Genomic DNA, 1,817 nt, shown 5'->3' on the forward strand with positions numbered 1-1,817 from the left:
TTCAATCTCTCAAAACTAAATAAGCTTCCTTAGCCACTCTCGCCGGGATACCATTGTGAGATAGTATCCCATATACTCTAGAAAGGAGGTGATCCAACCGCAGGTTCTCCTACGGTTACCTTGTTACGACTTCACCCCAGTCGCTGAACCCACCGTGGTCGGTAACTAGTTTAGTATTCCGGCTTCGGGTGAATTCAACTCCCATGGTGTGACGGGCGGTGAGTACAAGACCCGGGAACGTATTCACCGTAGCATATCTGATCTACGATTACTAGCGATTCCAGCTTCATGGAGTCGAGTTGCAGACTCCAATCCGAACTGAGACTAGGTTTTAAGATTTGCTCCACTTCGCAGTATCGCGTCTCTTTGTCCTAGCCATTGTAGCACGTGTGTAGCCCTGGCCATAAGGGCCATGATGACTTGACGTCGTCCTCACCTTCCTCCTCCTTGCGAAGGCAGTCTGATTAGAGTGCTCAGCCGAACTGTTAGCAACTAATCACGAGGGTTGCGCTCGTTGCGGGACTTAACCCAACATCTCACGACACGAGCTGACGACAGCCGTGCAGCACCTGTCTCTAAGTTCTAGTAAACTAGCACTCCCACATCTCTGCAGGATTCTTAGGATATCAAGGCCAGGTAAGGTTCTTCGTGTATCTTCGAATTAAACCACATGCTCCACCGCTTGTGCGGGTCCCCGTCTATTCCTTTGAGTTTTAATCTTGCGACCGTACTCCCCAGGCGGCACACTTAATCTGTTAAGTGCATTACTGCCCTGACTAGCAGGGCAACAACTAGTGTGCATCGTTTAGGGCGTGGACTACCAGGGTATCTAATCCTGTTTGCTCCCCACGCTTTCATGCCTCAGCGTCAATAATGTTCCAGTAGATCGCCTTCGCAATCGGTATTCCTGGTGATATCTACGGATTTTACCCCTACACCACCAATTCCATCTACCTCTCCCATATTCTAGGTGACCAGTTTCAGGAGCAGTTCAACGGTTGAGCCGTTGGATTTCACTCCTGACTTGATCTCCAGCCTACGCATCCTTTACGCCCAGTGATTCCGAGTAACGCTTGCACCCTCCGTATTACCGCGGCTGCTGGCACGGAGTTAGCCGGTGCTTATTCATAAGGTACCGTCATTATCTTCCCTTATAAAAGGAGTTTACACACCGAAATGCGTCATCCTCCACGCGGCGTTGCTGCATCAGGGTTTCCCCCATTGTGCAATATTCCCCACTGCTGCCTCCCGTAGGAGTCTGGACCGTGTCTCAGTTCCAGTGTGCCTGATCATCCTCTCAGACCAGGTATGCGTCATCGCCTTGGTAGGCCATTACCCCACCAACTAGCTGATACAATAAAGCCCCATCCTTTAGCAATAAATCTTTCCCAACTTACCTTATGATAAGAAGGAGTATGGGGTATTAGCAGTCGTTTCCAACTGTTGTCCCCCACTAAAGGGCAGGTTAGCTATACATTACTCACCCGTGCGCCACTAAGTAAAATAGCAAGCTACTTTACTCCGTTCGACTTGCATGTGTTAAGCACGCCGCCAGCGTTCACTCTGAGCCAGGATCAAACTCTCCATAAAATTTATGAAGTGTTCTTCAATTGACTTATCTCTTTTATTAAGAAGAGTTGATAATCTCTTACGTGTTTGCGTCCTGGCTAAGGTCGCTTATTTAGATTTCAAAGATTGAATTTGACATTGTTAAAATGGTAATGAACTTGAAGCAAATGCCCTACTTTGGGCGCTTCTTTCTAACCCCGTTCTCTCAAACGAGGACGAAATTATATACTCACCTTCCTTAAAATAAC

Annotated in this window: 1 rRNA gene; it reads right to left on the bottom strand. The window is 47.9% G+C overall.

The features are described 5' to 3' along the window. Nucleotides 1-81: 81 nt before the first annotated feature. A 16S ribosomal RNA gene (locus AC5SLP_RS14345) occupies nucleotides 82-1,590 on the bottom strand. Nucleotides 1,591-1,817: the final 227 nt, after the last annotated feature.

This window comes from Sulfurospirillum sp. E15m (genome assembly GCF_059415145.1).